We start from the raw sequence: 9,019 nt of genomic DNA, 5'->3' as shown, positions 1-9,019 counted from the left end.
AAACGTTCTTGCATTATTGTAAGCATTATTGTAATAAATAAAAATAAATAAAACCCATGCAAAAAATTACTTATTAAATGATACTTTGTCGTACCTTGGATCAAGAAACATAAGCTTTGCAATAATGTAAAAAATGGAGGATGTGAAGCATGTGATGAAAATAAATTTTCTGTATAATGCGGTAAAACAGGATAGAAAAAAGATTTGTCTTTGTAAAAGACCTTGCCAATTTCAAAATATTCAAGAATGTCGTTATTATAAGGGGTAGCGTATGTAGCAATTACTACTACAAAGCTAATGATTAGCGCAATAACGTATTTCAGTAAAAAAATCTTTTTTTACTTGCAATAGCTATTTCCGTATAAAAGTTCACAAATGCTTCTTTACCTTTTAACAATAAGAAACAGCACGGTAATATATTGAGTAAAAAGATAGTTCCTAGATAGAAGCTATCTGGTGCATGTAGATTCAAATAGTATAAAAGCAGCAACAATATTGCATTAAAGCTGGGAAGATAGCTAATGCAAAAATTAAACTATTATAAGGAGAAAATATTTTTTTAAAAATCTTCTCATATAATGCAACTGAATTAAAAGATGGCAATATAAGAAATATTAAAACAACTTGAGAAGAGATAATACATGTTTCTTATAATTTTATTATGCATTTTATTGTGCAGAATAATGAATTATATTATATTATCCTGTCTTGTCAATTTTCATAATTATTAATCATGTGTGGTCTCTCTTCATTATATTTATCATCTAACTCGAAATATCATGAAAGTTTAAAATCTCTTATTTCATATCTCTTACTTACTGGCAAAATAGAGGAATGGAAGCAACTGGCATTTCGTTACATGACGTTAAAAATAATAAAATATATCTTTTAAAAGAACCCCTGACAGCTTCAAAATTTATAAAAAAAAAAGCATATCTAAGAATATTCGAGAATATTAGCTCGGAAGTAAGTGTTATATCCCATAATAGGCTTGCTACTAATGGCTCAAATGCTTATATAGAAAATAACCATCCTATCGCAAAGAATAATGTATCTTGCGTACAAAATGGAATTGTCACAAATGTTGATTTAATTAGTAAACAATTCAATAAAAATTGGACTCTAGACACATATGCAATACTTGAATTATTTATTTCTGATTTAAATAAAGGCTATGGAGTTGAAGAATCCATCCAAAATCTTTGGAAGGTAGTAGAGGGGGAAAATACAATAATTTTCACAATAGCTAATCAAAAAAAGTTAGTACATACAACTAATAGTGGTACTCTATATTACATTGATGACATGGCAAATGGTTTATTTGTCTCCTGTTCTGAGAAGCATATAATGAATCTTGTCAAAGTACAGTTCAATATTAACGCTCCTATATCACATTTAAAACCAGGTATGTCCCTTGTAGTCGATTATTCAACTAACACAATTAAATTATTTGAAAATCATGTAACTTCTGAAAAAGAAAATTCTAAGATTTCGTCGTTAGAGATTCAGAATAATTTATTGATTGATTTAGAAGATAGTTTTTATAACAAGCTGCTAAATTTGAAAAGATGTACAAAGTGCGTTCTTCCAGAGACTTTTCCAGGTATTTCATTTGATACAAATGGTATATGTAATCAATGTAATAATTATCATCTAATCCACACTTCTTCATTAGAAAGTCTTAAAGAAATATTTGATAAATATCGCAGTAAGGATGGTTCTGCTGACTGTTTGGTTGCCTTTAGTGGAGGTAGAGACAGTAGTTATGGTTTACATCTTATTAAAAATAAATATAAGATGAATCCTGTTGCTTACTCATATGACTGGGGAATGGTAACTGATCTTGCGCGGAGAAACCAGGCTAGACTTTGCGGGAAATTAGGAGTAGAACATGTTTGGGTTTCTGCTGACATGAAACTCAAGAGAACTAATATTAGAAAGAATGTAGAAGCTTGGATAAAAAACCCCCATGTCGGTATGGTTCCACTATTCATGGTTGGAGATAAAACCTATTTTTATCACGCAAATCGCGTTATGAAAAATATGGATCTGAAGCTAATAATTTTTTGCCCTAATAATTTAGAAAGAACCAATTTTAAAGCAAGTTATTGCGGTATTACTAAAAATGACTTTGGGTCGCAAGTTCATCAACTTAAACTTACTGGAAAACTTAAGTTAGTTGCATTTTATGCATTACAATATTTAAAGAATCCACGATACATTAATAGCTCGATTTCTGATGTGATTGCTGGATTTCTTTCATATTATGTAATGAATCAAGATTTTTTGTACCTATTTGATTACGAAAAATGGGACGAAAGAGAGATAGATGCTTTGCTCAAAAAAGAATATGATTGGGAATGGGATCCTAACTACCCTTCTTCATGGAGGATTGGTGATGGTACCGCTCCTTTGTACAATATGATTTACTTTATGCACGCTGGGTTTACTGAAAACGATTGTTTTAGATCTAATCAAATTCGTGAAGGGGTAATAACAAGACAAGAAGCACTTGAAAGAATTGCTAAAGAAAATGCTCCGCGTTTTAAAGAAGTAGAAGAATATTGTAAACTTATCTCTGTTGATTTTGTTGATTTAATTAATGCTATTAGAAGAATTAGATATGATATTAGTTAAAGGCTTTTTATTTTTGTGTTTTATTGTAAATATTGCTTTAGCATATGATAAGAACGTAGATACTAACATGGTACCTTTTACAAGGTTAAGTACACAAAATCATCAATTAAAGTTAAGTATTTCTGAAGCCTTGCCGCATGATGTGACTCTATATCTAAATATTAACAAAAAAATACAGTTTGGTCAAAACTTACCTATTAAAGTTTTAGAATACTCTCCTAATAAATTAGTTGTGTTTACAAGACCATTACTTGATACCGGAATGTCTGTCTTGTTGGTAGATCTTAAAAAAGATTTCAAAATTACTAAAATTGAAATATCAGAAAATCTTAAAAATAATGGATATTTCAGAGAAGCGATAGTTTTTAAAAAGGATATTTATTTTATTAATTATTGCCCTGAAAACGCTCATCCTTCACAAGAAGGTGATGTTAACGTACTTTATAAAATTGAATCAGACCCGCAAGGCAATTTCTTTTTTAATGAAAAGTTTCAGGTTAATCTTAATCGGGATCAAGATATACGTTATGGTATCGATAGGAAGATCCATCTAGCAGGCATGACTAACAATTCAATACTAATATGCTCAGGTTTTGAGTGTTATACACTATCAGTGCCATCAAATATTTTAACAACACTTCCTTTACCAGAGCAATATAGCATTGTTGAACTTGCATCATCTCGTGATGCACAGCAATATATAGCGCTTATTAGCAAGGGGAACATAAACGAATCTCAGTATGCTATATTTGATCCAATAAATCATAAGATTTTAAAAAAAATAGCGAATATAACACCGTTCAATTTGCAAATTAACGAAAAGGGGCATTTTAAATTTGACATACTTATAAAAGAAAATATAGAGAAATTTTTAAACTACAAAATTTTAAACAGCAAAGACTCAGGATTACTTGAATTAGGCATGAGCAATGATCAGGCTCGTATTGCTTGGTCCACAGTTTATTATCTTAATGCGTTTATCGATGTTCTATCTAAAAAAATTGGTAATAGTTTTAATATGTTATCTGATGAATTTAAAAACAAATTAAGAACAAGACTTGAAATTGAAATGATCTTAATTAATTCAATACTGAAAGATGGTGTTAATGGTATAAAATCAACCCGTTATTCCACTAAACAACAGCCAAGAATATATGCTGTTCAATCTGGTAGGATTCTAAGGCTCATGAAAAGATATCAAATGAATTTTAATAAGCCTCTTAGTAGTTATCAAAAATTTAAAAATCAGGTTGAAAATCTTGATTTTCATGAAGAAATGTTTTTTATATCAGATGAGCAAGATATTGATTTTTTGCCTCAAGGTAGGATTTCTTTGAAATGGCCAAAAAACATAGATTTTCCTTTTGATGGGTTTAAAATTCCATTTAATCACCAAGATGACTGGGCATCGGGAGTGACTTATGGAGGGAATTTAGTTAGATCTAAAGAAGCAAGAGATATAATTTTCACTTTACTAGAACGTTCTGAAATTAAAGATGCTACACTTAATAATTTTGAGTGGAAATATTGGTTTGGAAGAGTGGCACAACCTTGGAATATCAAAGATGGTTTATCTAAAAATACACCTGAATATTATGGTGATAGAGGATTTGCAGATATTTCTTACAAAACAATAGATGTTATGGCATTGTTAACTGTTAGTAAAATTTACCCTGATTTGCTTTCTGATGATATGCTAAAACAAATTGTACTCGCAACTCAGAAAGGATTACTCTTTCCTTTTGTACAGGAAGATTTAATGGAATTGTATAATATTAACATTAACTTGGAAGAGAATGCAGCTCGTAACTATCTAATATGTGATTCTGCATGGTGTATCTCAAATGTAATTTGGGCACTAAAGGACATATGAAATTTTATATAAAAAAAATTCATATTATTACTAACTTATTAGGCTTTTTGATCTCTGGGATAAGTGGTGTCGCAATTAACATATTAATAATAAGACTTTACAATAGTGAAGTACTAGGGTTATTTCATCAGATAATCGCTATCTTTTTTATTCTATCACAGATCACTACATTTGGAGTTCATCTTTCAGTACTTTCTAATATACCTACTTCAGATTGCAAAGAGATTATTTTTATCTCAGCATTCTTCACTGTATTATTAGTATCAATTACCTCGTCATTATTATTATTGGTAATAATAAAATATATTTTTATAACTTTTGGCTTTGAAGATTTAAGTAAGGCTCTTTATTTTATTATCCCCTCCCTTGTATTTTTTTCATTAAATAAAGTAATGATCAATACTCTCAATGCACAAAGTAGATTGAATTTATTTGCAGTTGCCAACAGTATAAGATTAACGCTAATGATTATTGGAATATTACTCCACTATTATTTTAAGTGGCCAGTATCTGAGATATCCTCTGTGCTTATTTTTTCAGAAAGTGTAATATTCCTATTTCTAATTACAACTCATTTAAATTATTTTGTAGTAAAAACATCCTATCTGGAAATTTATCATTGGAGCAAAGCGCATATTTCCTTTGGTAAATATGCTTTATTTAGCGGATTAATTATCGAACTCAATACAAAAATTGATATTATTATTTTGAGTATATTTGTAGATCAAAGGTCAATAGGAATATATTCATTCGCTGCAACTTTAGGGGAAGGTTTCTATCTGCTTATATCAATATTTAAGAATTTAAACTCTAGCAATGCTTCTAATCAATTATTAGATACATCAGACAAAAAATTATCTCAAAACAGAGAAGATGATATGAAAAACATACTTATTTTTATTTATTCTATAGGTTTTATCAGTATTTTAGCATACCAATTATTTGCTTGGCTTGCAACAGGGGATAAATTAATCGTAGTAAAGGGTTTTTGGGTATACGTTGTATACGCAACAACCCTCATTTTATCTGCAAAATATTTACTGATTGATAATATCCTCATTCTTGCAAACAAACCACATTTAGATAATAAGGTAAGGTTGTGGAGTCTTTTAAGCAATCTTTTGCTCAGTATTGTTTTAGTTCCCCTTTACGGCATTTATGGCGCTGTTTTAGCCCTTGCTTTCAGTGTGCTAGTTAACGCATTGTTACTTAAATATTTTTATCTTAAATTTAACCTCAATTCGACATAAGCACCAAACAAAATGCTAGGCATTATGTAAAAACATCAACAAACGGTTCTATCGCATGTATTTACAGATAGGGTAGGAGCTGATATAAAGGCATAAAAAATAAAGTTAGGCCCCTGAAGATGTCACTTCAATCGGATGATTCAAAAAAGACAAATTACTAACACTAACGATAATCCTTCTACTTTTGAGAATTTTACTCTGCTAATGGCTGCATAATATCTCTAACCTGAGTTTTTTTATTCCAAATACCCTTTCACGTACAGATGTGACAGAACCAAAATTTGTCTTGAAACTTTAGTCCAGTATAAAAAATAATTGGCAAGTGATATTATTTTTGTATGATAGAACCTAAATCAGTACTCAGAATAAATATTGAGTGCCTAATTACTTGTTAACACTTTCGATAAGGTATAAACCTGGTAGAAATAAAAAAAAGCATGAAGAATATTTTAATAGATAAAATTGTAAATCGTACTGCAATAATTGGGGTAGTAGGTCTTGGATATGTAGGTTTGCCGCTTGTAAGAGCTATTGTATCAAAAGATTTCAGGGTGATAGGTTTTGATATTAATCACAAAAAAATTGATAATCTATTAAACGGTAAATCTGATATTACCACTGTAACAGAAGATGATGTAGTAGATATGCTAAAACATACAGTAGAATTTACTGCAAATTTTGAAGAAATTTGTCGTTGTGATATTATTGTAGTTTGTGTGCCAACCCCTTTAACCAAAAATAGAGAACCAGATTTAAGTTATATAATCAAGTCATTTGGTACTATTAGTAAATATCTAAAAAAAACCACTTTATTACTTCTTGAATCAACAACTTATCCTGCTACTACTGAAGAAATCGTCCTTCCTATTGTCCAACAAAACATTAATGAAAACCACGAATTTTTTATAGCTTATTCTCCAGAACGAGAAGATCCAGGTAATGTGACGTTTAATACTGTGGAAATTCCTAAGATAGTTGGAGGGATGAACCAAGATGCAGTTGAACTTGCACAGCGTTTTTATAGCTCTTTTTTTTCGGTAGTCCATGTTGTTTCTTCCTGTAAAGTAGCGGAAGCCGTTAAGATTTTTGAAAATTCATTTCGTTTGATTAATATTGCTTTTGTAAATGAAATGAAAATGATTTTTGATAAAATGAATATAGATATATGGGAAGTGATTGAAGCTGCCAAAACTAAACCTTTTGGTTTTATGCCATTTTATCCTGGACCTGGGGTAGGAGGACATTGCATACCTATAGATCCTTTTTACCTAACGTATAAGGCTCATGAATACGATATAAACACTAAATTTATTGAGCTAAGTGGAGAAATAATAAAGCTTATGCCGCATTATGTAGTGAATCAAACAGCAAAAGCTTTAGATCAGTATCTATTGCAAGGATTATGTCACTCAAATATCCTGATTATAGGCTTGTCATATAAAGTAAATATAGGAGATATAAGAGCTAGCGCTAGTGTAGATATATGGAATATCCTGGAGAATCGAGGTGCTGTTATTGACTATTATGATCCGTATATTCCTGTAGTAGAACTTAATAACAAAAAATATCATAGTCTCATATTTGAACAAATTGATTTTTCTAAGTACGCCGCTGTTATTTTGTTGACTAATCATACAGGAATTGATTATCAAAAAATATTGAATAATTCAAAAATATTTGTTGATACTAGAAATGTTGCATCTAGTTTTAATATCCAGTCATCAGTTAAAATAATTAAAGCATAATTTATGGGAATAGGTGTAATAGGCTGCGGATATTGGGGTGCAAACCATATCAAAACTTTAGCTTCTTTGGGCTTGTTATCTGCAATATCGGATCAGGATTTTTTAAAAGCAAAAAAATTAGCTGATATGTTTAATGTACACGTATTAAGTGTTGAAGAACTATTAGCGGATCAAGAAATCAAGGGAGTAGTAATTGCAAGTAACGCAGTCACTCATTATGAGTTGGCCGTTAAAGCTATTGAAGCCCAAAAAAATCTTCTAGTAGAAAAACCAATTGCGCTTTCATCGCAGGAAGCACAAAAGTTATGTGAGATTGCTAACAAGAAACAACTAGTGTTTATGGTGGGACATTTACTTAATTTCCATCCTGCCTATCAAAAAGTAAAAGAATTAGTAAAAGAGATAGGACCAATTCGTTCTATTAAATCTAGAAGATTAAGCATGGGACAAATAAGAAAAGAGGAAAATGTTTTATGGAGTTTTGCTTCCCACGATATTGACCTTATTTTAGGCTTATCAAGTGCTGTACCCAAGATAGTTGCTGCATATGGCAAAAAAATTATATCACCAATAGAAGATGAATATTTTATTAGCTTTGAATTAGCGGATCATATTAAGGCAGAAATTAATGTTTCTTGGTTTCATCCTTATAAAGAACATAAATTTTTTGTTATAGGAGAGCAAGGAAGTATTGTTTTTGATGATAGTCTGCCTTGGGAAAATAAAGTTACTTTATATCATCATCAAACTTCTCCTGTTCTTAAAAAAGGTGCAATTATACCGATCCCAATACAAGAAAAATATCCTTTAACGGAAGAACTTTTGTACTTTCATCATTGTATAATTAATCAAGTACCCCCTGCTATTTCTGCCGCTGAACAAGGTGTAAATGTTATTAAAATAATTGAGACAATTGAAGAATATGCAAAGCTTTAAAAATAATCCTTCTATTTTTGTTCATAGTTCCTCTTATATTGATGAGAATGTGCAGATAGGAGATAATACAAAAATTTGGCATTTTTCTCATATATTAAAGGATTCCATCCTAGGGAAAAAGGTAATTGTTGGCCAAAATGTGACCGTTGGCCCAGAAGTAACAATTGGTGATAATTGTAAAATACAAAATAATGTTAGTATTTATAAAGGAATAGAACTAGAAAAGAACGTATTTTGTGGTCCTAGTTGTGTATTTACAAATGTCCTAAACCCTAGAGCCCATATAGAAAAGAAAGATGAATTTAGAAAGACTTTAATACAAGAAGGGGCCACTATTGGAGCAAACGCCACTATTATCTGTGGAGTCACTATTGGAAAATATGCTCTAATAGGTGCTGGTTCAGTAGTGACAAAAGATGTAAAAAATAATGCATTAGTGTATGGAGTGCCAGCAAAATTCCAGGGTTGGGTAAGTGATTACGGAGAAATTTTAAAAGAAGATTTAATATGTCCTAAAACAGGAGAACGATATCAAGAAATAGTCAGAGATAATGAAACTTATTTAGAAAAAGTATAAA

General features: G+C 30.4%; 6 protein-coding genes. All 6 read left to right on the top strand.

The features are described from left to right. Positions 1-834: 834 nt before the first annotated feature. Positions 835-2,637: a hypothetical protein gene (locus ACFELV_RS07800; protein WP_375327467.1), complete on the top strand. Its 1,803-nt coding sequence runs from the start codon at positions 835-837 to the stop codon at positions 2,635-2,637. Then, positions 2,624-4,510: a hypothetical protein gene (locus tag ACFELV_RS07795; RefSeq protein WP_375327466.1), complete on the top strand. Its 1,887-nt coding sequence runs from the start codon at positions 2,624-2,626 to the stop codon at positions 4,508-4,510. The genes ACFELV_RS07800 and ACFELV_RS07795 overlap by 14 nt, the downstream gene beginning before the upstream one ends. Beyond that, complete coding sequence (locus tag ACFELV_RS07790) at positions 4,507-5,760, top strand: polysaccharide biosynthesis C-terminal domain-containing protein (protein ID WP_375327465.1); 1,254 nt, start codon at positions 4,507-4,509, stop codon at positions 5,758-5,760. Before ACFELV_RS07795 ends, ACFELV_RS07790 begins: the two co-directional genes overlap by 4 nt. Positions 5,761-6,197: 437 nt before the next feature. Then, positions 6,198-7,505 carry a nucleotide sugar dehydrogenase gene (locus ACFELV_RS07785; RefSeq protein WP_375326278.1) on the top strand — a complete coding sequence of 436 codons (1,308 nt, stop codon included), beginning with the start codon at positions 6,198-6,200 and terminating at the stop codon, positions 7,503-7,505. Between the two features lie 3 nt (positions 7,506-7,508). Continuing rightward, entirely contained in the window at positions 7,509-8,441 is a 933-nt protein-coding gene (locus ACFELV_RS07780) for a Gfo/Idh/MocA family protein (RefSeq protein ID WP_375327464.1), read from the top strand. Then, positions 8,428-9,018, top strand: a complete 591-nt coding sequence (locus ACFELV_RS07775; RefSeq protein WP_375327463.1) for an acyltransferase — start codon at positions 8,428-8,430, stop codon at positions 9,016-9,018. The genes ACFELV_RS07780 and ACFELV_RS07775 overlap by 14 nt, the downstream gene beginning before the upstream one ends. Position 9,019 lies beyond the last annotated feature (1 nt).

Origin of the sequence: Candidatus Tisiphia endosymbiont of Nemotelus uliginosus, from assembly GCF_964264835.1 — a bacterium.
In the GTDB taxonomy this organism is placed as follows: Bacteria; Pseudomonadota; Alphaproteobacteria; order Rickettsiales; family Rickettsiaceae; genus Tisiphia.
The sequence above is the reverse complement of the archived record's forward strand: the minus strand, read 5'-3'. Positions and strand labels throughout refer to the sequence as shown.